Consider the following 23386-nt stretch of genomic DNA (forward strand, 5'->3'; position numbering starts at 1 on the left):
AATAAGAGTGTACTGGATGTCATGTATGATGTTTGTTTTTACATTATGTGTTTTGTTCTTTGTTCTATGGAAAATATATAAAATAAATAAAATGAAAAAAAGTGCGGGAAAACTCATTGCAATGTACCCTCGAGTGAAGAGACGGTGGATTGCGTTACTTGGGCCAGCATATTTCATTGGACAATGTATGTATATATATGCTCAGTACGTAAGTGGCAATATTGATACAGCTGAACAGTTTCTTATTCAGTCGGGTAGTTATGTTGTAGCAAGTTGTTTTATGACTTTAATAGCTATCCATCTTATTAAAAGTGTACAAATATATGAAAACGGTGTAATAGATGGATTGAACTTTTATTCATATGAAGAATTAAAAGGCTATAAAACATCAACATGGGAAAATCCAAAAGAAAATATATTTTTATATCGCGGGCGAGAAAAAATGAATGACAATGTGAATTTACTTATTAGACAAGAAGATATGAGTGAATTAGAAAGCATTCTTCAAAGATATATTCCGAAATTGATGATGAAATAAAAAACTCCGGTTGTTAAAACCGGAGTTTTTTTATTAAAATGCACGATTCACTACTTCTTTCACTTCTTCAAGATATTGTTTACGCACACTATCATCCACAGAAGGAACACTCGTATAGAATGTATGCTCAATTGTTTCGATGCCTGTAAATTCAAAAATACCAACATCCGCTGTTTTCTTCATTGCGTCAAACATACCGCCTGCTGTGTATGCTTCTTTCGAATTTCCCATTGTGGATAATAATAAGCCTTTTTTACCGCTTAATAACTTTTCAATACCATTGTCGCCGTAAGCATAAGCGAAGCCGTGGCTAAATATACGGTCAACGTATCCTTTTAAAATAGCAGGAAGACCCGCCCACCAAACTGGGTAAATGAATGTAATGCTATCAGCCCAAGAGATATGCTCTTGTTCTTCTTTAATATCTTCTGGTGTGTTTCCTTGAGAAAATGAGATGAAATCGGAAGCGCCTAATACTGGATTGAAGTTTAACTCGTATAGATCGCGAACGCGTACTTCATGACCTTTTCCTTCTAACTCACTTTTTACAGTTTCTAAAATCGCATGGTTGAAGCTTTCTGTATTTGGGTGTGCATAAACGATTACATGTTTCATTGTTCTTCCTCCTATTTGTGGATATGTGAATAGTTTTTATGTGTTTGTGTAACTAGTATGGTTACTTCCGTTGTGAGAGTCAAATAATAGATATGTATAAAAAGACGCCAAAAATCGTCTTTCTATACTCCGCTCATACAAAGAACAAAGAAGACGAATAAAATGATGACAATACCAATGCCGAAATTAAATACGAGAGTACTATCCATATTATGTAACCTCCTTATTTGAAAGTAAAAAGCACTCTAGCCAAGAGTGCTTTTTTATTTTGAGTCTACTTCACAACTTTTAGAAAAAGATTCATGGGTGTAAAGAGTTACATTATTTTATGTGTTTATATGTTGAAATGAGTAAGTCCTTGTAAGATATAAAAAAAAGACACTCTTTTGAGTGTCTTTCATGATGACAAAATGTGCCAATTGCTTGAGTTTGATAAGGCGCTAATATCCGTTTTAACGCCTTTTCTTTGATCAAGAAGTGTAGCAACAGCGATTCAAATAAATTGTACCATTTGTTTCATAGGTGTGCGTATGTAATTATGCATATTCTAATTAGAGGGAAATGAGGCGCGAAAAATGAATGAGTATATATAGAATATTTGATTAGGGGAGAGAAGGATGGATATACATAAGTTAACGGTAGAAGAAGCAAATGAGATAAATACGTGGACGTACGAAGAACCTTATAATTTGTATGATTTTTCAGGTGAGAAAGAAGTAATAGAAGAATTATTAGATGGGACATATTATGGCTGTTGTGACGATAAAGGAGAGTTTATCGGCTATTTTTGTTTTGGGGAAAATGCACAAGTACCAGGTGGAAGAGATGCTCATTTATATGGTGGAGAAGATGTAATTGATATCGGACTTGGCATGAAGCCAGCGTTAACAGGGAAAGGGATGGGGAAAATGTTTTTTCAAGCTGGGATAGCCTTTGCTATTAAAGCATTTAGGCCGAAAACGTTTCGACTTAGTGTAGCGACGTTTAATACAAGAGCGATTACGCTATATAAAAACATAGGTTTTCAGCAAGGTCCTATTTTTTTGAGCCGCGGGAGAGAATTTATGCTCATGGAATATGAAAGACCGTCAGTATGAAACTGACGGTCTTTCATATTTTATTCCGAATGCTCAGCTCTATGCGCTAAACGGCTTGAAGCAGCGGCAGCGATCCCGCCAACGATATCATCAAGGAATGTATGCACCTTTCCAGATGATTTATCATTTAAGAATTCTAAAATACCAGGTTTTAATTTATCGATATATCCAAAGTTCGTGAAACCAATAGAGCCGTACACATTAACGATAGAAAGTGCGATCACTTCATCAATTCCGTATAAGCCTTCATCACGTTTTACGATATCTTGTAACGGCTCACTTAACATTCCTTTTTCAGCAAGGACATCGAGTTCGATACCAGTAATTAGTGCGTTTTGTACTTCACGTTTTGATAATACACGCTCAACGTTATAACGGCATTCTGACATTTCTAAATTTGGATGATATTTTTTTTGAAGAAAATGAACAAGCTCAGCAATATCGTCAATTGTTACACCACGTTCTTGTAATAGTTGTAATGCTCTTTCTTGTAGTTGATTTGATTCTTTCATGTTTATCACCTTTTTTTCTTTTTAGTATTTGTATACGTTTCGTTGCTTTATCATGTGCATAGGAATGAAAGGCGAGCACAAGCTCATATATATAAAGAAAAACCATAGGTGGCGACTGCGATGATTCATCATATTTATGAGCATTATCATATGCATGTTAAAGAATTAATCCCCCTTGGCCCCTATAAAAGCTTTTGGATTCGTAACAAAATTTATGTACTTGTTCCAATTGGAGAAATGGAGGAAGAAGTACTTGTAGAGATGAAAAAGCTCAGTGATTATATGAACCAGCAAGGGGATATAACTGTAGCGACTTTCGTTCCGACTATACACGGCTACTATGTAAGTGAGATAGAAGAACAAAATTACTGCTTATTAAAAGGTATGCGTGCGTTAGAACGACATGCTACATCATTAGGAAGTGAGCTTTCTATATTCCATAAACGAGGTGCATTCTTTCCAGAAGAAATCGAGCAATTAAGCCGCATAGGCGAATGGAAAGCGTTATGGGAAAAAAGGCTCGATCAATTAGAAAAGTTTTGGCAATCACAAGTGATGAACCACCCTACAGACGTATTCGATCAATTGTTTATTGAATCCTTCCCGTATTACTTAGGAGTTGCAGAAAATGCAATTCAGTATGTTGTCGATACAGAGATGGATGATACGCCGCAACTAACGGATGCAGCAACAATTTGCCAAGAACGATTCACACCTTTATTATGGCATCAAACGAAGCGTCTCAAACTTCCTTTTGATTGGGTGTATGATCACCCAACTCGAGATATGGCAGAATTAATCCGCTATATGATGATAGAAAAAAAGAAAGACTGGGAGCAAACAATCGTTCAATTTGTTACAGATTATGAACGGAATTATTCGCTATCCTCATTTGGTTGGCGCCTATTATTTGCAAGGCTCCTGTTCCCACTTCACTACTTTGAAACAGTCGAACGATATTACCAAACAGGAAATGAAGAACAAAAAAGCATATACAGAGATCGACTAGAAGCCATTTTACACGATGTGAACCGCTCTGAGCAATTTATGAAGCACTTTTATGGCTCACTTCGTTTACCGGTCGATAAGTTAGGGATTAGGAAATTAGATTGGCTATCTTAAAATAAAAAAGAGACCGATGGAGGTCTCTTTTTTATATCACAATTGTATGTAATACATTATGCCCCTACTTGTTGTTCTGCACATATATTTAAAACGAATTGATGCTTTTCGAGTTTTTCATTTACTTTACCCAATAATTCTTGCTGGATTTCTTTAAATAAAAATTGATAGCTCGCATTCCATGTTGGTATAACGGATGAAAGACCTAATAAATACTCTTTTTTCTTTTCTAGTTCTTGAATTGTTAAAAAAGTGTTCCCCATCTTTGGCATGTGTCGTCCCCCTATGTTTTTTACTTTATATGTGTGAACGATTCACTATATAGTATTAATTATCGCATTTTTTGAGAAGGATTTCCAATTTTGTTTTATGATGTTAAAGGAGAAGTGTTATTTGAATAAAAAAAGAGACCCAAATGGGTCTCTCTTTAGGAAGCGATTCTGAACGAGCCGCTTCCGCTTTTAGATTAATATCTAGCTCCAGCGGCTAGAACAGTCGGCCATTTCGCGCCTTCCTGTGAGGCAAAAAGCGCCTCACAGGAAGGAGCTCCAATGACCTCCTGTTTTGAACGAGCCGCTTCCGCTTTTAATATTATCCAGCTCTGGTGGCTAGCTCTTCGTGTCTAAGAACCTTCCGCATAAGAAGGCAAAAAGCGCCTTCTATGCGAAAGAACCTTAGCCAGTCAGAGCTGAACGAGCCACCGCCGCTTTTAACTTAAAATACTTGTTCTACTTCAATAACGCCTGGTACTTCTTCAAGTAATGCGCGTTCGATACCAGCTTTTAGTGTGATTGTAGAACTTGGGCAGCTTCCGCAAGCACCCATAAGGCGTAATTTTACGATACCTTCTTCAATGTCTACTAATTCAACGTCTCCGCCATCGCGAAGTAAGAATGGACGTAATTTATCTAATACTTCTAGTACTTGTTCTTGCATATGTGGGTTTTCCATTTTTATCGACTCCTTTCATCAGTTTTATTATAATCAAGATAGAGGGGAAAATCTATTTTTTCTGTTCTTGTTTTAATGTCGAAATTTTTTATCATGTTTACAACGTGTTTTTTCAGTATAGGGGTATGGAATAAGTTTGTAAAATGATGTGCTTATGCACTAAGACATCTGAATATACTGTTGAAACAAGAAGTGGGGGAGAAGAAATGGTTAATGTGCAAGTGTATGGGACGAAAGTAATTTGTGCGAGCTGCGTTGGAATGCCATCTTCAACAGAAACGTTTGAGTGGTTACAAGCGGCGATTGGTCGTAAATATGAAGGAAAAGAAAATAAATTTAATTTCGAGTATATTGATTTTCAAGAAGAACAAGAAGATGAAGATAAAAAAGCATTCGCCGAGCGAGTAGTGGAAGAAGATTTATTTTATCCAGTTGTTCTTGTAAATGGAGAAATTGTTGGAGAAGGAAATCCTCGTTTGAAGGATGTTTACGAAGAAATCGAGAAATATTTATAAAGCAGGAAGTCTTTGCGAATTTGCAAAGGCTTTTTTTATTGGAGGGATAGATGTGAAAAATGGAGTGAAGCATGCGTTACCAACAGAAGTACAACAGTTAATGGAGCGGTACACAGTAGAATTAAAAGAAATTTTTTTAGATGAAAAAATAGTCGGGGTATATATTTACGGCTCCATTGCACTCGGTGCATTTCATGCAGAAACGAGCGATGTTGATTTTGTTACGGTAATAAGTGATTCCGTGAATGAGGCTGAAAAACAACAACTTGTAGAATTACATAAGAAACTTAGTGGTAGTACGTTAGGCAAAAGAATGGACGGTATGTATATTCCGCTTGCTGATTTAGGGAAATACAATGATGAAATGAATGAGTACGTGTATTGTGCAGATGGTAAAGCGAATATAGGTCATTGGGATATTAATGCGGTCACATGGTGGACGTTAAAAAATCAAGGTATTACAGTTACCGGGAAAGAAGCAGAAGACCTTTCGTTTCAAATAAGGTGGGATGATGTAGTAAATACGATGAAATACAACGTAGAACAGTACTGGAGTGAAAAAGCGAAGCAACCATATTTATTTTTTATAGAAGAGTGGGTAGAATCAGCTGTCGTTACGATGGGACGTATTTTATATACGTTAGAGAATAAAACAATTGTCTCAAAAGATAGAGGATTGCAATACTTGTTAGAACGTTCAGGGGAAGAATGGGAGCTTTTATTAAAAGAAGTAGCGAGAATACGGCAGAACCCAAAAGAAAAGCGCATGCTCTCAAGGTGGAGAAGGGCAGATGTGACGAGGAGGTATTTATTGCATTTAATTGAAATATGTAGAGAGAAATGGACGATACAGTAAATTGTATCGTCTATTTTTGCATTTAAATTGGTATATAATGTATTAAAAGGTTTAATTATACTGGAGGGGATAGGATGAATACAGAATTAGCTACATATGAAGAAAAGAATGTAGTAATGAGTATGCGCGAAGTAATCAGTATGATAGTAATTATTTTTGGGATAATGTATGGAATTGGTTTTTTGAACTTTATATATGACTCTTCCTTATATCCATGGTATGTAGATCATCTTATTCCGCCTTTAACATTTCTTACTATTATTTTAATATATGCACCCGCAAGAAATTACTGTGTGCAGTTAATAAAATCAATGCAGTTTAATAATTTAAAACATTATGTAACGATAGTAATGACGATGATTGTACTACTTATATATCTTGCAGTATTAAATGTAGTTTTACCACATGGGCTTGGGGTGAATGAATCTAGTATAGTAATAGAGCCTACTAAAAGTGAAATCATTTTATACGTAGTGGTACTCACCACTTTTGCACCGATTTGGGAAGAACTTTTATTTCGGGGGATGTTTTTCACAAAATTATCTCAGCACTTTTCTACACTTACTAGTATTGTTATAAGTGCTTTTATATTTACTTTAGGACATCCGCTTACTTTAGGTGGTGTTTTATATATTTTTGGTGGCGGTATATGTTTAGCTTATACGTATAAGAAAACAAATAACTTACTCGTCCCATGGGGGATTCATTTATTAAATAATGCATTTTTTATATTAGTAAATTTTTAACTGTAAAAAGACGCCTTTTTGAAAAGGGCGTCTTTCGTATTTTGTAGTAGGTAGAAAAGGCTTTACAAGTATTATGTAGAGGAAAGGTAATACAAAATATAAATAGTTTCATGTGAAACATTTTTATTATTAAATATGTAAAATACTTAACTTAGTGTATTAAACGTATCATTCGTAAGTATTCTAATATATTTAAAAGTAAAATGGAATAAGAAACCGGTAATTGTCGGAATATATTCGATTTCCGTTCAATTTTATGAAATATATGTACTTTTTGTTAGATTCCTTCTTTTTCTTTCTATAAAATACATGTATGCAGAAAGAAGAAAAGGATGATGTACGTGAAGGACACTGTTTTACAAGAAACAAATTCCCCGCAAGAGTTGCATAAAGTTGTTCAAAAGAATACAGCTTATTATGACTTTAAGTGGGGCAAAGTAGAAAATCCAGCGCAAGGGAATACGTGGAATTGGGTAGCCTTTTTCTTCCCGACTTTTTGGTTAGCTTATCGTAAAATGTATAAGTTATTTATTATACTTACGTTATTTGCGGTACCTAGTATCGTTGTAACTCCGTTTATAGATATTTCAGATGGGATTTATTTAACATGTAGTTTAGTTGTTCAATTAGGAATGATGATATTTACTGGATGGCAAGGAAACCGTTTATATTATAAGCATGCTGTTCGTGTTTTACATAAAGAAGAAGATATGCCTGATCATGAGAAGGCGTATTACTTACAATCAAAGGGTAGCGCTAGTTTTGCTGGTATGATTGGTTTACAGGTTATAGTGATGATAGTATTTGTTGGAGCTATGTTCGGATTCTCACTTTTACCAACTGAGCCGAATATTAAAAATGTCGTTCGTTCAAGTAGTGAAGGTATTACTTTAGAGGTTATGACGGATAATCCAACTTGGAAGTTTGTGAAGAAAGAAAAAGATTATGACGTAATAGAGTTTACTGGTTATGATTATACAGAGAAGAAAAACGTGAAAATTAAATTTGCTGTTTATTTCAGTGAAGACTATTTTGAATGGGAAGAAGTATATGAGAATAATAAGAAGTTAAGTGAAGAAGAGTTAGAAGAGTATCAATTTTATATTGAAGAAAATGGTTGGGGGTTCTAGTCAGAACTCGTTCATTTTGAAAAGAAGAATCTTGTGAGGGTTCTTCTTTTTTACTTGGAAACACTATACGAATTGGAATTTTGTAAAATACAATAAAAAATGAGAATTTGAGGTAGGGTTGTCAATAACGTGAGACTATGGCACTATAAAGAAATGCTATACAAATTTTATTTATCGAGATGTAAACATCAAATTTGATTTTTACGTATAAATAATGAACGGAGGAAATGAATTTATGGCTACTTTACCAAATTGTCCAAAATGTAATTCAGAATATACGTATGAGGATGGCGTTCTTTTCGTATGTCCAGAATGTGCTCATGAGTGGGGCCAAGAAGCAGAAGCTGAAAATAATGATGGTGCAAAAGTTGTAAAAGATGCGAACGGAAACGTTCTTCAAGACGGCGATGCTGTTACTGTTATTAAAGATTTAAAAGTAAAAGGAACTTCTTCAGTTGTGAAGATCGGTACGAAAGTAAAGAGTATCCGTCTAGTTGATGGCGATCACGATATTGATTGCAAAATCGACGGTTTCGGAGCAATGAAGTTAAAATCACAATTCGTGAAGAAGGCGTAAGTAAAGGAGGAGGCGAATAGGCCTCCTCTTTTTATTATGTCATTTTTTGTCGGTAAGTCGATATTCCTTGTCGAATCGTCGATATATTTCAAAAATCGTTGATATATTTTGAGTTATGATAGATATATTCGAAAAATCGTCGATATAATTTCACTCACCGAGAACGGTGCATCATTTACCAAGCGAGAGTTACGATTCACTTCGCAGCATAGTCAATCTCTTTCAACTGACACCGCTTATTAAAGAATGTTTTATATCCAAGCTGTAAGAAGATAATAACAGCAAAGGCAGTACTTCCTGAAATACCAAGTATAATGGCGATTTGATATTGAATGGCTGTAAATGGTGATACACCAGATAAGATTTGACCAGTCATCATGCCTGGTAAGCTTATAATCCCCATTCCGACCATAGAATTGATCGTTGGTAAAATAGCAGAGTCAAAAGCGTCTCGTATGAGCGGCGCAGCGGCTTCTTTCGGTGTTGCCCCGAGCATAAGTGCGCCTTCAATTTGACCTCTTTGCGATTTCATATTATTTAAGAACGTATTTGCACCGAGAGAAACACCTGTCATCGCATTCCCAACTAACATTCCTGTAATCGGAACGATATATTGCGGCGCATACCAAGGATCATGACCGATAATAACAAAGATAAATAGTAGAAGTGGCCCAATTGATCCGGCAACCATGGAAAGCGCGGCTACTCGTTTTAATTCTTTAGACATCGGGATATTGACTCGTTTATAAATATTAAAAATTGCAAAGGTAGTAATAGAAGTAATAAGGGCAATTGTATAAAATGGATTACTATTTTCAAATACGTATGTAAGGACATATGCAACAAGTACGAGCTGAATCGTCATACGGAATGTTGCGAGCGCAATTTGTTTTTCACGCGGAATCCCTTTTAATTTTACAAGTCCAATTAAAATAAGAATAAAAATATATGCAGCGGCAAGTTGCCAAATTTGGAGTTCAATAACGCCCTTCAATTGAGAGAACTTCCTTTCTAGTTGCACCGTTTGTTTTACTAATTTCAATAATATCGTCTGCAATTTTTTCTGGAAGTTGTTGTGAGTGTGTAATGAAGATAACTGTTTTTTTCTTTTCTCTTGCTAGCATAGTAAATTGTTTCATAACGCGGCGTTCTGTATCGTTATCTAGTGCCGAGGTTGGTTCATCTAATAAATAAACAGGTGGATCCATAAGTACGATACGTGCAAAAGCAAGTCGTTGTTTTTCTCCGCCTGATAATGAATCAGCGTTGTCTTCTAAATTTTTTTCTAAGCTAACAGTCGTTAATGCGCTTCGCAAGGCATCGTCATTTGGAAATGGTTTTTCAGAAAAACGAAGTCCCATTAATAGATTGTCTTTAATCGTTCCATCAAAAATAGGTGGCGTTTGCCCAAGCATGACTACGTCACGTCGTAATTGAATAGGAGGATAATCAGAAATCAGTTTTCCGTTATATTTAATTGTACCGGATGTTGGAGATTGCAAATCATTTAGCATGCGGAGCAATGTACTTTTTCCGCTCCCACTCTCACCGATAATACATGTGATTTTTTCTTTTTGAATCTGTAAATAAGGAATTTGTAGTATATCTTTATATGTAACGTCTTTTAATATAAACATAGATGGCTCCTTTCTGATTCTAGTTCTATCGTATCAAAAAAGGGAGGATAAAGGTTATAAAGAGCAACGTTTTTTCTTCGTCTTGAGTTCTATTAATAAGTTAAGTAAACGATCTAATTCTTGGCTGAAAGAAATCACTTTATCATGAGTGAATCCGTACTTTTCAACGAGATAGATCAATTCTTTCTTCTTCGCTTCTATTCGATCGTTTAGTTTCGTTAAGTTCATAAGTGAAATGGAATACCTCCTGTAAAAGTATTTACAACATAAAAAATAAGACCGAATGACTTCGGTCTTAAAGGAAATAATAAAACAACTTATAAATAGCATACACTGTTTATCGATAGTTTTTAATATGAAAATGAAAAATAAATCATTATTCATATTGAGAAAGATGTGTCTGATAATTATATTTTAACTCATAAAAGAGACTGCCTATTTAGTAGACAGTCTGTAAAGTATTAACCTTTATGATACTTGTACATCCAAAGAAGACCGGATTTTAATAATCTCGGTACACGTCCCATTAATGGTTGGTTTGCTAGTAAACCGAAGCCGTGCTTCTTACCAAGAGAGCCGAGAACACCTTTTAATTTAATTACAGGTAGTTCGTCAGGAAGTGGTTCATTATTCCAACGTTTTAATAATATTTGGACAATTTGCTCTCCTTGACCTTCAGCAAGTTGTGCAGATGGAGCGTGTGGAAGTGCTGCGCAATCTCCTACAACATACACGTGCTCGTTATTTGGAATATTGTGATATTTTGTTAAAACAACCCGTCCGCTACCATCTTGTTCAACTGGAAGGTTTCGAACAACTTCATTTGCTTGAATACCAGCTGTCCAGACGATTGCATCACATTCAAGTGGTTCATCGTGGTTGTACACAATATTTGGTTCTACTTTTGTAATGTTAGAGTTTCGTATAATAGTAACCTTATGTTTTACGAACCATTCTTCTACGTATCTACTTAATTTCTCTGGATATGGGAATAGAATTCTATCTTTTCGATCAAATAAGTGAATTTTTAAATCAGAACGGCTTTCGCGAAGTTCACTTGCAACTTCAACGCCACTTAATCCAGCACCAACGACAGCTACTGTTGCGTTTGGTTCTAGACTATTTAATTGTTCATATGTCTTACGTGTTTGTTCAATCGATTGTAGGCTATGTGTATATTCCTTCGCCCCAGGAACGTTATGATATTTATCCTCACAGCCAAGACCGATAATTAAATCATCATATGGGATTGCTTCGCCGCCATCGAGATGAACAGCTTTTTCTTCGAGATCAATATTTGTTATTGTGCCGTATTGAATATTGAGGCGTGGGTGCTCGGGAAACGGTATACGAATATGTGTTTCTGAAATAGTACCCGCAACTAATGCATAATATTCAGTTTTGAAGCAATGGTATGGTACTTTGTCGATTAATGTCACTTGTACATCATCTGGAAGTTGGTTGCTTGGAAGTAGCCGCTGCAGAATTCTCATTCCACCGTAGCCGCCACCTAGTATTACGAGGTGTTTCATGATGGATTACCCCTTTTCTGTTGAAATATCCCCTAATCATACAATTTTATATTAATAAAATATTTTGACTTTACTCAATCAAATTATATCGAATTTGTGAACAAATAACAATGCATGAATGAATACTCTGTTGTACAATAAGAAGAAAAGTAAAGTAAACTGTTTTTCCTTTTTAGTTACTATTTCATTGCGAGCAGCATGTTATATAAAATAAGTCCATCTACTTTGAAGTGAAATAGTGAAGTAACTAAATAGTTTAGAATGTATAACGAAAACAACAAGAGACAGCTTAGTTTTCTTCTTATAGATAGTCAGAAGGTAATTTGTTTTGTAGTACAGGGGGGAGAATTTTGATTAAACCATTAATTGAATTTTGTGTAGGTAACCTTGCGAGTGGTTCACAAGCAGCTTTAGAGAAATTAGAAAAAGATCCGAATTTAGATGTAATGGAATATGGTTGTTTAGGATATTGTGGTATTTGTTTTGAAGGGCCGTTTGCACTTGTAAATGGTGAAGTCGTACAAGGTGCTACAGTAGAAGAACTTGTCCATAATGTATATGAGTATTTGGATGAAAACCCAATGTTTTAAGGTGTTGCAATCAGCAGCACCTTTTTCTATTAGATAAAATCTTCTTTCGCGGGGGAGGATAATATTGTATGTAAATAAAAAAGGCCCTTGTAGAAGGGCTTTTTTCTTACACAATTTGTGCAAGAATGGCTCATCGCCAAATGTTGTCAAATATGAGAAACGGGGGACATTCATATTGTGTTCTAAAAGCGTGCATTTTATACTTAAAATAACAAACTATTTTTGGAGTGAATACAAATGAGCCAATTTTCTTTTACAAAAATGCATGGTCTTGGCAATAGTTATATATATGTAAATATGTTTGAAGAACAAATTCCTGAAGAAGATTTAGTTCTTGTGGCGGAAAAGGTTTCAAATATTAATACTGGTATTGGAGCAGATGGAATGATTTTAATTTGTCCATCTGACGTAGCTCCGGTGAAAATGCGTATGTTTAATAATGATGGTTCAGAAGGAAAGAGCTGTGGTAACGGTTTACGCTGCGTAGCGAAATATGCGTATGAGCATAAACTAGTAGAAGAAACAGTTTTCAAAATTGAAACGTTAGCTGGTATTGTAACAGCGGAAGTAACGGTAGAAGAAGGGAAAGTTACGTTAGCGAAAATCGATATGGGAGCACCACGTTTAACACGTGCAGAAATACCGATGCTTGGTGAAGGTGAAACACCATTTATTCGTGAAAACTTCTTATACAATAATCATCGTTATGCATTTACAGCTGTTTCAATGGGGAATCCGCATGCGGTTATTTTTGTTGATGATGTAGAACAAGCACCTCTTACAACACTTGGTCCAGTTCTGGAGACACATGAAATGTTTCCAGAGCGAGTAAATGTTGAATTCATCGAGATTTTGAATGATGCAGAGATGAACTTCCGTGTTTGGGAACGTGGATCTGGTGTAACACAAGCTTGCGGAACAGGGGCATGTGCTGCGGTTGTAGCCTCTATTTTAAATGGAAAGATGGAACGTGGTAAGGAAATTACAGTTCATTTAGCTGGTGGCGATTTAATGATTGCATGGACAGAAGAAGGCAATGTGTTAATGAAAGGACCAGCAGAAGTAATTTGCCGCGGAGTGTATGAGTACAAGATAGAAGCGTAAAGATGTATAATAGAATGAGAACAGAAAGGATGGTGTATTTCATGATTGAAGTAACAGAACAAGCAGCTTTTCAAATTAAAGATATGTTAAAAGATGCTGAAGATGGAGAGAAGTACGTGCGCCTTGCTGTACATGGCGGCGGATGTACTGGCCTTTCTTACGGATTAGGATTTGAAGTAGAACCAAAAGAAGACGACACAGTTCTTGAATTTTTCGGTGTTGAATTTGTTATCGATACAGAAAGTGCTCCAATTGTTAAAGGAGTAAAAATTGATTATAAACAATCTATGCTTGGCGGTGGATTCACAATCGACAATCCAAACGCAATCGCATCATGCGGATGTGGATCATCTTTCCGTACAGCGACGAATGCAGGTAAGCCGGAAGAGTGCTAAGTTTTTAGCAAGAATAGAGAAAGACCTTTTTAGCGATGAAATAAAATCGTTAAGGAGGTCTTTTCTTTTGTCGCAAAAAATTTAAAACGTCGCCTTCCCAATTTAAAAACCGACCTTGTTGCACAACGAATTTTACAATCTAATTTATCTTTGCATAGATGCAAGTATCAATTAGTTGTTTACCGTCAGCTGAAAAATCTTCATTACGTAATATCCCTTCAAGCTCAAAGCCTAATTTTTCAGGGATCGCACGACTTTTCGTATTGTTAGATTCACATCGTATTTCAAGCCTTCTAAATTTGAATAACTGAAATCCAAGGTTTATTAACGCTCTTACTGTTTCTGTCATATATCCATGGCCACTAAATTGCGTGTTAATCCAGTAGCCAATTTCACATTTAGAAACCTTCCAATTAATTCCGTGAAGGCTAGCCGTTCCAATAAAATCATTCGTCTCCTTATGATAGATAAGATAGCGAAAGCTTTCTCTTTTAAAAAAATCTATATGCGCATTTCTCAGGAGAATTTCCGTTTCTTCAACAGTAGGAATGGACTGGAATAGAGACAACCATTGCTTTAATTCATTAATGGAATCTTTAATAGCTTGTTGTACTATATTCCCTTCACCAGCTGGAAGTGGTGCTCGAAGAATGAGTCTGTCTGTTTCTATTTGTAACGGAACATCTAGTAAAATAGGGTTCATATTATTTCTCCTCTCGAAAACTTTAAATTAGGACATATAAAAAACTTTTGCTCGAAAGCTAGAAAACAATAAATATATATTCAATTCATCATTTAGAAATCCCTTTTCATATATTGAAGACGAAATCGTTAGTTGGTTGAGTAAGGAATTATTATTTTTTATCTATTTTCTTATGATTGTTGTCTTTTGCATAATTAGAGGTTGGTTTATGTGTATGAAGAAGTTTAACGAAGTAGTAGCAACTCATCCAAGTTTAGAATCCGTACTCATGCCAATTGGTGACGGGATGAAGGTTTCTAAAGTGAAGAAATAATTATTATCTTACAAAAGTGTAATGTTCATGTCATGTTTTTGAATTTCTTCTTTAAGCTCTGAGCTTTAAGATAACAATATAAGAAAAAAACATGAGGTGAAGGAAATGAAAAGATATATTGCACTGTTTAGTATTTTAGTTGTATTCGCAAGTTTGTTAGTTGGTTGTGATATTAACCGTATGGGGAAAGATGAGTATTACGTTCAAATCACAGCTGATGGAATTGAAAAAAATGAGAAGTTTGATAACGGAGAGCCACATAAATATTTCGAGTATAAATTAAAAGGATTCGATAAAGGTGGAGAAGAAAAAGAATTAGAATTCACAGCTCCAAAAAATCTTCGTAAAGATGCATTCTTACGTGTATATCACTCAGATAAAAAAGGTGTAACAGCTTGGGAAGAAGTAAAGAAAGATGAGCTTCCTGCGAAAGTGAAAGAAAAACTAGGTGCAAAATAAGAAAGAAAAAAGGAATTGACGAACAGGGTCAATTCCTTTTTATATTCTCAAAATCCTCTTCTGAAATGACTTTAAATCCATGTCTTTTGAGTAAAGCAGTTGTTACCCCGTAACCAATTTGTTTATTGCCGTTAAACTCTCCGGTGTAAATCGTTGAACTACCACAAGATGGACTGCGTTCTTTCAAAATAATATATTCAGGATGTAAACCTTTCATTTGTTCTAGAGCTTTATAAGCGCCATTTACAAATGCTTCTGTGACATCTTCACCGTCTTTTGTCATCACTTTTGCTTTTCCATCCAAAACGTCATCGCCATTCCCGCCAATAATTTCAGCTGAGGGACGAGGCGTTGGCAATCCTCCTAATACTTCAGGGCAAACAAGTAAGGTATCTTCTCTTTGTAATAACTCCTCTATTTTTGAAACGAGATTGTCATTTCCATCATACCGACAAGCGATACCACCTAAACAAGCGCTAATTACGATCATATTTTCATCTCCACTAAAAAAATATTAAATATCACGCCAATTTCTCTTCCTGCTTCTTACCTATAAATGAGGTGATAAAAATGGGAAGCTTATATAGCTTAATGAAACCATATAGTGAATTTCGAAGTAAAGAAGAGTTTAATACATACCAAAAACAAGTTTTGAAGTGCTATCGATTTCAATTGAATAAAACGGATGTTATTATTATTCATTTTTTAGGAAAGTATGCAGTGAATGAGAAACAGAAAACAGTGGGAGTTGCTTGTCCGTTAATGGAGACGATTGCGACGAATGTTGGAAAAAGTATTCGTACAGTACGCCGCTCAATTGCAAAGTTAGAGGAACTAGGAATTATAAAACGTGTTGCGACAAAAGAAAGATATAAGCGCGGCGGATATAGTGCGAACTTATATGTATTTCTTACATCTGCAATTGACCGCATGGATGACCGTATGAAACTGTCCGCATGTGAAAGTGAGGATCGTGCAGATGGCTGTAGTAAAAATGAGCAAAAAAGTGAAGGGGAAACAATTCTTTTTAAAAACATTCCACAAATAAAAGAGAATAGAAAAGAAACGTACGAGCTTGATGAGACGTATTGCCGTCACGATATACCGAAGCCTTTTATATACGCACTTGTGCCGATGACGCGTAATCCGAAGAAGATTAATATATTTTGGAGTAAGGTGGAACTTGCATATAAAAAGAGCGGGTTACTAGAGCAAGGTGTTTTATTGGAGCAAATATTAGCTGATGACGAAGTGTATGGAAACTTCATTTGGCGAGTGAAGAGTGTTGTGAGAGCGTATAAATACGGAGAAATCCGTAAAAATGTGAAGGCTCTTTTATATAGTACAGTGCGGGATTTATTTTTAGAAGTTGGATTAGAATGGGGAGCAGCCGTGAGAAGAAATAAGGGGATACCGTTATTTGATCCGTTTAAAAAAGAGCCATGCGTATAACACATGACTCCAAGTAGTTAATCAAACTTCCTTACAACTGGAACACGAATTGCTACAAATAGTACGAAGACGATAACGGCGATTGCACCGCTTTTCATAACGGTTACGATTGGAATTCCTATTGCAAGTGCGATTGATGTGAATGCATAAGAAAGCGGGATAAAGCCCATTGATGAGAGCATAAGTAAACTCATTACGCGTCCCATCATTTCTTCTTTTACTGTCGATTGAATCATCGCCATAAGCGGAACGATAGCCATTGCAATTGTAATACCGTAAAACATGCCAGCTAATAATGCTTGCCAAAGTACGGTGCTAAAGTTGATGGATAAGAAGAATACACCAGACAGTAGCATCATGATAATGCAAAATAGACCGCGTCTGCGATTAATATTTTTTAAACCGACAATGACAGCGCCTATTGCCATTCCGCCCCCTACAGATGCTTCTAAGTAACTAAACTGAAGCGAGTCACCGTGCAGAACATTTTTAACGAAAAGCGGGAAACCGACTTGCATCGGGCCGATTAAAAATAAGTTTAAAAAGGCACTACAAATAAGGAAGGTTGAAAGGAATGGTGATTCCTTTACATATAAGATTCCTTCTTTAATAGAAGTGAACATGCCTTTGTCTGTATTTTGCTGTTCTGGCATCGTAAATTGTATTTTTTGAACGAGTATGGCTGCGACGATTAGTAATAAAATCGTGATCGAAAAGATCGTTTCATAGTTCGTAAATTTAATAAGAATTCCGCCAAGTACAGGGCCTAAGATAACCGATGCTTGATTTGACATTTGTGTAAGTGAGTTTGCTTGTGTTAAACGGCTTTTTTCTACAAGTTCAGGCAAGATAGATCCATCAGCTGACCAGAAAAAAGCATCAGCAAGCCCGAAGAATAAAGCGAATAAAGCAAATGTATATAGTGTTACATCACCTACGATGAACCATGTAAGGATGGTTGCGACGAGAATAGCACGAATAATATTAGAATAAAACATAATGTTTTTTTTCGGGAATTTATCAGCTACAGCACCGCCGATAATCATAAAAATAAGCCTTGGAACACTAAGAGCTACGAAAACAACACCGAGTGAAGCCTCAAGGTTTAATGTTTTTGCTATGTACCACGTTTGTGAAAAAGTAAAAAAGGCTAAAGCAAAACTTGAAAAAAGAGTAGCTGCCCAAAGGAAAAGGAAATTCGTATTTTTTAATAATGGTTTCGCATTTTCTTTTAAAGCAGATTTATTTTGTTGTAGTTCCTCCATATTGCTTCCTTTCTATGTGACAAATTTAAACTAAAAAACCTATTAACAATCGTTTTATACAGTTTCTAATATTTCTATACTGCACTTTCTCATTGTAGACAATAATGTTGGGTTTGCACAGTGGCTATTTAACGACAAAAAAGAAGATACCAAATGGTATCTTCTTTTTTTGTCGTTTAGGCTAATGCAATATAAATATCCAATTGTACGTTGTTTGGATCTGTTGCTTTTTCATCATAAAGCTCAAAGTCTGTTGTAAAAGCACGTTTGTTTTCTTTTGACCATTTCCAAATATATTCCCAAGCCTCGCAAACGACTTCAGCAACTGGTCCCTTTCTCGTTGTAAATACCGCATACGTAGCGGCAGGTATTGTTAAAGTTGTCATATTTTCAGGTACGTCTTCTAATGAAGAAACGGGCATACCGATTGTAAATTGATATGTACCAGTTTCATCTGATTCGTAATTTGAGTAGAAAGCGAATGTTTCTTTCGTTTGTTGATTTGGGATGTGATGCATCATTTGTTCTTGGAAGTAGCGGTTCCAAAGTTGTGGGATTTTTCCTTCAGTAGATGCCTCTATTTCATTTGTCGTCGTAATCGAAACGCCGATTGCTTGGAAAGCTTCTTTTTTTACTATAATAGGTTCTTTCATTTTAAAATATCCCCCTTATCAAATAGAACGTTTGTTCTTATTTATTGTAACATATTTTGGAAGGATACGGTAGCACAATAACAAAAGAACTCCTTCACGTAAAAGGAGTTCTTTTCATTTCTATATTAAAACATACTTGAGCTGTGCATCGGTTGAAGTTTTGCGTTTGGATCGAAGTAAGCTTTTGCATTGTTTACTGCTGTTGGTGCTTCACCGAAGCCGCAAGCAATGAGTTTTACTTTTCCTTCATATGTACAAATGTCACCAGCAGCGTAAATGCCAGGAATATTTGTTTCCATTTTCGAATTCACGAGAATGCTGTTTTTTTGTATATCTAAGCCCCAGTTTTTGATTGGGCCAAGAGAGGAAACGAAGCCGTAGTTTACGATGACATCATCCACATCGATGATAATTTTTTCTTCTGTTTTTACATGCTGAAGAACGACTTGTTCAATGTTGTCATCACCAATGAGTTCTACTGGTATGTACGGTGTACTTACTTCTGCACGAGAATTCATTAAGCTTTCTACGCTATGTTCATGTGCACGGAACTTATCACGGCGATGAACGATTGTAACTTTTTCAGCGATCGGCTCTAACATCATTGTCCAATCAACAGCTGAGTCGCCGCCGCCAAATACTACGACGCGCTTACCAGCAAATTTATTCATATCATCAACGAAATAATGTAAGTTTTTCTTTTCATACTTTGCTGTACCTTCTAATTCTAAGCGGCGTGGTTGGAAAGCACCATTGCCAGCAGTAATAATAACTGATTTAGAATAGTGAGTTTGCTTATTCGTAACAAGTTTAAATATACCGTCAGCTTGTTTCTCAAGCGTATCAACAGCTTCTTCTAAACAAACGGTTGGATCAAATTTCTTCATTTGCTCTTTTAAGTTATCAACTAGTTCTTGTGCGCGCACTTTCGGGAATCCAGCTACATCATAAATGTATTTTTCAGGGTAGAGTGCGGATAATTGTCCTCCAAGTTGAGGTAAGCTTTCAATGATTTTTACACTTGCTTGTCTCATGCCGCCATAAAATGCTGTGAACAGCCCTGTTGGACCACCACCAATAATTGTTATGTCGTAAACTTTTTGATTTTCTGCCACTTTCATTCCCCCTATAGATGGAATTTTGATATTGATTTCATATATTGTTCATATGTACACGAAAATCCTGCAAATGATGACACTTTCAAATAAATGATAGCATATTTGAGTTCATAATACTTCTGAAAACGACTGAATTGTGTGTAAGTTTTCGCATAGATGTTTTTTTAATTGTATAAAATATGGTGAAAGGAAAATACATGAAAAAAAGGCTGAAAAACCCTTGAAAACGCTATGTTATTTTAAAATATTGATAATTCTCCAGACGCTTGAATTCTGGAATAAAACCGACTAATATAGGGAAGTATTATGTTAAATTTCTATGACAAAATTCGTACGATTTTTTGACTGCGTTTTGTTATGATATAGAATGTGATAAATTCCACATTCTTGACAAATATAGTTTTTAGTACTTGGTATTATTTTTCATTACTATTATATAAAGAAAAGGGTTGTGATTTGGTGAAGACTCCAAAAATCGTAGTTTTAGGTGCAGGTTATGGCGGGATGATTACGACTGTTCGTCTGCAAAAAGCATTATCTGTAAATGAAGCTGAAATTACGTTAGTAAACAACAACAGCTATCACTACCAAGCGACTTGGTTACACGAGAGCGCAGCTGGTACATTACAAGATGAAAAAATCTGTCTAGATATTCAAGACGTTATTGATACAAATAAAGTGAACTTTGTACAAGATACAGTAGTAGAAATTAAAGCTGCTGAAAAACGCATTATCTTAAAAGACGGCGAGTTAGAGTATGACTACTTAGTAATCGGTCTTGGTTTCGAATCAGAAACATTCGGAATTACAGGGTTAAAAGAGCATGCATTCTCAATCGCTAACATTAATGCAACTCGTGAAATTCGTGAGCATATGGAAGCTAGTTTCGCTAAATATGCAACTGAACAACGCGATGAGTTAGTAACAATCGTTGTTGGTGGTGCTGGATTTACTGGTATCGAGTACGTAGGTGAGCTTGCAAACCGTGTTCCTGAACTTTGCAAAGAGTACAATGTACCACGTGAAAAAGCACGTATTATCTGTGTAGAAGCTGCTCCAACAGCACTTCCAGGTTTCGATCCAGCGTTAGTAGAATATGCTGTAAAACAACTTGAGAAAAAAGGCGTAGAATTCCGCATCGGTACAGCAATTAAAGAAGCAACTGAAGAAGGTATTATCGTTGCAAACGGCGATGATACTGAATTAATTAAGTCTGAAACAGTAGTTTGGGCTGCAGGTGTTCGTGGTAACGGTATTGTAGAAGAGTCTGGCTTTGAAGCAATGCGCGGACGTGTAAAAGTTGATGAGTACATGCACGCTCCAGGATACGAAGATGTATTTATGGTTGGTGACGCAGCGTTAATCATTAACGAAGAAATTAATCGTCCATACCCACCAACGGCACAAATCGCAATTCAAGAAGGTTACAACATTGCACACAACTTAACTGTGTTAGTTCGTGGTAAAGGCGAAATGAAAAAATTCGCATTCGACAATAAGGGATCTGTATGTTCTTTAGGTCATGACGATGCAATGGGCGTTGTTATGGGCAAAAAGTTAACAGGTTGGAAAGCTTCCTTCATGAAGAAAGTTATCGATAACCGTTACCTATTCTTATTAGGTGGACCTTTATTAGTTCTTAAAAAAGGTAAATTAAAGTTCTTTTAATATATAATAGAAAAAGCAGAAACGGCTAAGAGCTGTTTCTGCTTTTTTCATTTTAAAAATATAGTATAATATATAAAAAAGAAAGAATATTCTGTCCGTTCTAGTAGAGGAGGGTATTACATCATGGAGAAGCGAGGGAAAGTATGGCTAGCTGTTGGTGGCTTAGTAGCTACAAAAGATGGCAGGTGGCTGTTCGTTAAGAAAAAATACAGTGGATTAAAGGGGAAATGGTCTTTGCCGGCTGGTTTTGTAAATGAAGGTGAGACGGTTGATGAAGCTGTGAAACGTGAAGTGTTAGAAGAGACAGGTATCGTCGCTCATGTGAAGGGGATCATTGGTGTTCGATCGGGCGTGATTCGCAATGAGATTAGTGATAATATGATTATTTTCCTTTTGGAGCCTGAAGGAGAAAATATTATTGTACAGGAGAAGGAATTGTCTGAAGTAGCATTTTTACATCCAGATACGATTGCGGACGATCCAAATACGTCTCTACTTATCAAATATTTGTTTGAAGGAAGATCAGAACTACATCTTGAGATGAACAAAACATTAGATCCAGGAGAGCAATTTGGTTATACAGCCTATCATGTATTTACGGCGCATGCGAAGGAGAGGGAGAAAGAGTGAGTATACCAGTACTACTTATTTCAATGATGTTATTTTTCATTTTGTTTTTTGGAATTGGATTTTTACTCAACATGATATTGCGAGCGACATGGGTAATGGTTATTGTATATCCGATTGTTTGTATACTTATTATTAATAAGGCGAGTGTGTGGGATTATTTTTCAAAGCCGAAAGAAACATTCTCTTCATTTGGGACAAGTGTATCGCATTTAGGGCAGGCAGATGTGTTTATTCTATCTACTGGATTAGTAGGTGCTGCTTTAGCCGGAATTGTCATTAAGAAACTGCGGAAAAGCGGATATCAAATGTTTTAATCTCCAATTCATTTGGGGATTATTTTTTTGCATATTCCTTCATCGTATAGGGAATGATTAACGATGAAGGAGTGTGGAATATAAAAATGTTAAAACGATATTGTATTCGCATTATGATGACTTGTTTACTTGTATCCGCATTATGCGTAACATGGAATGCTTTCACAGGAGTTTCTTTATTAGAGATTGTAAAGAAATATGAGGGAACGAGTGCAAAAGAAGTACATGCAGCAGAAGTTAAGAGAAATGTTGCTCCGAGTAAAGAAGTGATAAATGCTTTAGAGCAGGCAAACGACTGGTCTAAATATCGTTCAATTGAAATGACTGCAACAGGTTATACGTCGGGAATTGAGTCAACTGGTAAGAGACCGGGACATCCGGAGTATGGTATTACATATTCAGGAGTTAAGGTGAAAAGGGATTTATATTCCACAATCGCTGCGGACTTACGCGTATTCCCAATTGGAACGATTCTATTCGTACCAGGTTATGGGTACGGTGTAGTAGCTGATAAGGGCGGTGCAATAAAAGGAAACCGTCTTGATCTGTATTATGATACGGTGAAAGATGTTTATAGCCAATGGGGTAAGAAAAAAGTGAATGTGTATGTAGTGAAAGTTGGAAATGGTAAGTTTTCAGAAGAAGAGTTAACGATGTTAAATCAAGACGAAACGATGCAAGTGTTTCGTGGTCAATATTTAAAACAAAGATAGTCTAGTGGTAATTACGCTAGACTTTTTTATTTGATAATAGAAGAAATGGAAGAAAGATGGATTACCCCGCTATTTGTGGGCAGTAAAACCCCACCTCAAAATTCAGCGAAAGCAAAGAAATTAGGCGGGGGGCGGGCTACCCGTAAAAATCCGATTGGTGAAGGCTAATAATCAGTGGGGG

Annotated in this window: 31 protein-coding genes; 18 read left to right on the forward strand and 13 right to left on the reverse strand. The window is 36.0% G+C overall.

Annotated features, from left to right (window positions below; genetic code table 11):
- Positions 1-7: 7 nt before the first annotated feature.
- Complete coding sequence (locus DN394_RS09365; protein ID WP_098092334.1) at positions 8-538, forward strand: iron ABC transporter substrate-binding protein; 531 nt, start codon at positions 8-10, stop codon at positions 536-538.
- Between the two features lie 33 nt (positions 539-571).
- On the opposite strand, the gene DN394_RS09370 is transcribed toward DN394_RS09365, so the two are convergent.
- Positions 572-1153 carry an NAD(P)H-dependent oxidoreductase gene (locus tag DN394_RS09370; RefSeq protein ID WP_098092332.1) on the reverse strand — a complete coding sequence of 194 codons (582 nt, stop codon included), beginning with the start codon at positions 1151-1153 and terminating at the stop codon, positions 572-574.
- 617 nt (positions 1154-1770) lie between these two features.
- Here DN394_RS09370 and DN394_RS09375 point away from each other — a divergent pair.
- Positions 1771-2250, forward strand: a complete 480-nt coding sequence (locus tag DN394_RS09375; RefSeq protein ID WP_097917430.1) for a GNAT family N-acetyltransferase — start codon at positions 1771-1773, stop codon at positions 2248-2250.
- A gap of 20 nt (positions 2251-2270) precedes the next feature.
- Here the strand turns inward: DN394_RS09375 and DN394_RS09380 are convergent, their stop codons facing one another.
- Positions 2271-2762: a phosphatidylglycerophosphatase A family protein gene (locus DN394_RS09380; protein WP_000665100.1), complete on the reverse strand. Its 492-nt coding sequence runs from the start codon at positions 2760-2762 to the stop codon at positions 2271-2273.
- Between the two features lie 120 nt (positions 2763-2882).
- Between DN394_RS09380 and yutH the strand changes: the two genes are divergently transcribed.
- Positions 2883-3884 (forward strand): spore coat putative kinase YutH, encoded by a 1002-nt coding sequence (yutH, locus tag DN394_RS09385; RefSeq protein WP_048528362.1) that lies wholly within the window; start codon positions 2883-2885, stop codon positions 3882-3884.
- 56 nt (positions 3885-3940) lie between these two features.
- Here the strand turns inward: yutH and DN394_RS09390 are convergent, their stop codons facing one another.
- Together DN394_RS09390 and DN394_RS09395 are read right to left on the reverse strand one after the other, a co-directional pair.
- Entirely contained in the window at positions 3941-4156 is a 216-nt protein-coding gene (locus tag DN394_RS09390; RefSeq protein ID WP_001125496.1) for a hypothetical protein, read from the reverse strand.
- 442 nt (positions 4157-4598) lie between these two features.
- Positions 4599-4835: a NifU family protein gene (locus tag DN394_RS09395; RefSeq protein ID WP_000431159.1), complete on the reverse strand. Its 237-nt coding sequence runs from the start codon at positions 4833-4835 to the stop codon at positions 4599-4601.
- 206 nt (positions 4836-5041) lie between these two features.
- On the opposite strand from DN394_RS09395, the gene DN394_RS09400 reads away from it, so the two are divergent.
- From DN394_RS09400 to phnA, 5 genes are all read left to right on the forward strand, one after another.
- On the forward strand, positions 5042-5350 hold the full coding sequence (locus DN394_RS09400; RefSeq protein WP_044740522.1) for a YuzD family protein: 309 nt from the start codon (positions 5042-5044) through the stop codon (positions 5348-5350).
- Complete coding sequence (locus DN394_RS09405) at positions 5319-6206, forward strand: nucleotidyltransferase domain-containing protein (RefSeq protein WP_097917431.1); 888 nt, start codon at positions 5319-5321, stop codon at positions 6204-6206. The genes DN394_RS09400 and DN394_RS09405 overlap by 32 nt, the downstream gene beginning before the upstream one ends.
- 74 nt (positions 6207-6280) lie before the next feature.
- Positions 6281-6952, forward strand: a complete 672-nt coding sequence (locus tag DN394_RS09410; RefSeq protein WP_149293747.1) for a CPBP family intramembrane glutamic endopeptidase — start codon at positions 6281-6283, stop codon at positions 6950-6952.
- A gap of 335 nt (positions 6953-7287) precedes the next feature.
- The gene (locus DN394_RS09415) at positions 7288-8082 is read left to right on the forward strand and encodes a DUF2628 domain-containing protein (protein ID WP_149293748.1); all 795 of its coding nucleotides are present in this window, start codon (positions 7288-7290) and stop codon (positions 8080-8082) included.
- A gap of 235 nt (positions 8083-8317) precedes the next feature.
- A complete protein-coding gene (phnA, locus tag DN394_RS09420) occupies positions 8318-8659 on the forward strand; it encodes an alkylphosphonate utilization operon protein PhnA (protein ID WP_000212737.1) in 342 nt (113 codons plus the stop codon).
- Positions 8660-8855: 196 nt separating this feature from the next.
- Here phnA and DN394_RS09425 read toward each other — a convergent pair whose 3' ends face one another.
- The 4 genes from DN394_RS09425 to DN394_RS09440 form a co-directional block, all read right to left on the reverse strand.
- Positions 8856-9653 carry an ABC transporter permease gene (locus DN394_RS09425; RefSeq protein ID WP_048542284.1) on the reverse strand — a complete coding sequence of 266 codons (798 nt, stop codon included), beginning with the start codon at positions 9651-9653 and terminating at the stop codon, positions 8856-8858.
- Positions 9637-10296, reverse strand: a complete 660-nt coding sequence (locus DN394_RS09430; protein WP_098092330.1) for an ABC transporter ATP-binding protein — start codon at positions 10294-10296, stop codon at positions 9637-9639. The genes DN394_RS09425 and DN394_RS09430 overlap by 17 nt, the downstream gene beginning before the upstream one ends.
- 54 nt (positions 10297-10350) lie before the next feature.
- A complete protein-coding gene (locus tag DN394_RS09435) occupies positions 10351-10524 on the reverse strand; it encodes an aspartyl-phosphate phosphatase Spo0E family protein (protein ID WP_001054620.1) in 174 nt (57 codons plus the stop codon).
- Between the two features lie 233 nt (positions 10525-10757).
- Positions 10758-11828: an NAD(P)/FAD-dependent oxidoreductase gene (locus DN394_RS09440; RefSeq protein WP_000682062.1), complete on the reverse strand. Its 1071-nt coding sequence runs from the start codon at positions 11826-11828 to the stop codon at positions 10758-10760.
- A 350-nt stretch (positions 11829-12178) separates the two neighbouring features.
- On the opposite strand from DN394_RS09440, the gene DN394_RS09445 reads away from it, so the two are divergent.
- From DN394_RS09445 to DN394_RS09455, 3 genes are all read left to right on the forward strand, one after another.
- A complete protein-coding gene (locus DN394_RS09445) occupies positions 12179-12418 on the forward strand; it encodes a YuzB family protein (RefSeq protein WP_000595024.1) in 240 nt (79 codons plus the stop codon).
- A gap of 237 nt (positions 12419-12655) precedes the next feature.
- A complete protein-coding gene (gene dapF / locus DN394_RS09450) occupies positions 12656-13522 on the forward strand; it encodes a diaminopimelate epimerase (RefSeq protein WP_064472483.1) in 867 nt (288 codons plus the stop codon).
- Positions 13523-13563: 41 nt separating this feature from the next.
- A complete protein-coding gene (locus DN394_RS09455; RefSeq protein ID WP_000573830.1) occupies positions 13564-13917 on the forward strand; it encodes a HesB/IscA family protein in 354 nt (117 codons plus the stop codon).
- A gap of 139 nt (positions 13918-14056) precedes the next feature.
- On the opposite strand, the gene DN394_RS09460 is transcribed toward DN394_RS09455, so the two are convergent.
- Positions 14057-14620 carry a GNAT family N-acetyltransferase gene (locus DN394_RS09460; RefSeq protein ID WP_097994431.1) on the reverse strand — a complete coding sequence of 188 codons (564 nt, stop codon included), beginning with the start codon at positions 14618-14620 and terminating at the stop codon, positions 14057-14059.
- A 172-nt stretch (positions 14621-14792) separates the two neighbouring features.
- Here DN394_RS09460 and DN394_RS09465 point away from each other — a divergent pair, with 172 nt between their 5' ends.
- Both DN394_RS09465 and DN394_RS09470 read left to right on the forward strand, forming a co-directional pair.
- The gene (locus DN394_RS09465; RefSeq protein ID WP_064472481.1) at positions 14793-14933 is read left to right on the forward strand and encodes a hypothetical protein; all 141 of its coding nucleotides are present in this window, start codon (positions 14793-14795) and stop codon (positions 14931-14933) included.
- A 105-nt stretch (positions 14934-15038) separates the two neighbouring features.
- Positions 15039-15392 (forward strand): YxeA family protein, encoded by a 354-nt coding sequence (locus tag DN394_RS09470; RefSeq protein WP_064472480.1) that lies wholly within the window; start codon positions 15039-15041, stop codon positions 15390-15392.
- A gap of 28 nt (positions 15393-15420) precedes the next feature.
- Here the strand turns inward: DN394_RS09470 and DN394_RS09475 are convergent, their stop codons facing one another.
- Entirely contained in the window at positions 15421-15882 is a 462-nt protein-coding gene (locus tag DN394_RS09475; RefSeq protein WP_048542270.1) for a 2-thiouracil desulfurase family protein, read from the reverse strand.
- Positions 15883-15962: 80 nt separating this feature from the next.
- Between DN394_RS09475 and DN394_RS09480 the strand changes: the two genes are divergently transcribed.
- On the forward strand, positions 15963-16844 hold the full coding sequence (locus tag DN394_RS09480) for a helix-turn-helix domain-containing protein (RefSeq protein WP_098705163.1): 882 nt from the start codon (positions 15963-15965) through the stop codon (positions 16842-16844).
- Between the two features lie 17 nt (positions 16845-16861).
- Here DN394_RS09480 and DN394_RS09485 read toward each other — a convergent pair whose 3' ends face one another.
- The 3 genes from DN394_RS09485 to DN394_RS09495 all read right to left on the reverse strand — a co-directional run bounded on the left by DN394_RS09485 (position 16862) and on the right by DN394_RS09495 (position 19877).
- On the reverse strand, positions 16862-18109 hold the full coding sequence (locus DN394_RS09485; RefSeq protein ID WP_046959971.1) for an MFS transporter: 1248 nt from the start codon (positions 18107-18109) through the stop codon (positions 16862-16864).
- Positions 18110-18285: 176 nt separating this feature from the next.
- Positions 18286-18762, reverse strand: coding sequence for a GyrI-like domain-containing protein (locus tag DN394_RS09490; RefSeq protein ID WP_097994432.1), 477 nt, complete (start codon positions 18760-18762; stop codon positions 18286-18288).
- A 125-nt stretch (positions 18763-18887) separates the two neighbouring features.
- Complete coding sequence (locus DN394_RS09495) at positions 18888-19877, reverse strand: NAD(P)/FAD-dependent oxidoreductase (protein ID WP_000829787.1); 990 nt, start codon at positions 19875-19877, stop codon at positions 18888-18890.
- A 462-nt stretch (positions 19878-20339) separates the two neighbouring features.
- On the opposite strand from DN394_RS09495, the gene DN394_RS09500 reads away from it, so the two are divergent.
- From DN394_RS09500 to DN394_RS09515, 4 genes are all read left to right on the forward strand, one after another.
- Positions 20340-21548: an NAD(P)/FAD-dependent oxidoreductase gene (locus DN394_RS09500; RefSeq protein WP_000856607.1), complete on the forward strand. Its 1209-nt coding sequence runs from the start codon at positions 20340-20342 to the stop codon at positions 21546-21548.
- A 123-nt stretch (positions 21549-21671) separates the two neighbouring features.
- Positions 21672-22178: an NUDIX hydrolase gene (locus tag DN394_RS09505; protein ID WP_000415296.1), complete on the forward strand. Its 507-nt coding sequence runs from the start codon at positions 21672-21674 to the stop codon at positions 22176-22178.
- Complete coding sequence (locus tag DN394_RS09510; protein ID WP_000027007.1) at positions 22175-22492, forward strand: YuiB family protein; 318 nt, start codon at positions 22175-22177, stop codon at positions 22490-22492. The genes DN394_RS09505 and DN394_RS09510 overlap by 4 nt, the downstream gene beginning before the upstream one ends.
- Positions 22493-22578: 86 nt before the next feature.
- Complete coding sequence (locus tag DN394_RS09515) at positions 22579-23205, forward strand: 3D domain-containing protein (protein ID WP_000920109.1); 627 nt, start codon at positions 22579-22581, stop codon at positions 23203-23205.
- The last annotated feature ends 181 nt before the right edge of the window (positions 23206-23386 follow it).

The organism is Bacillus sp. BB081, from assembly GCF_008368895.1.
In the GTDB taxonomy this organism is placed as follows: domain Bacteria; phylum Bacillota; class Bacilli; order Bacillales; family Bacillaceae_G; genus Bacillus_A; species Bacillus_A wiedmannii.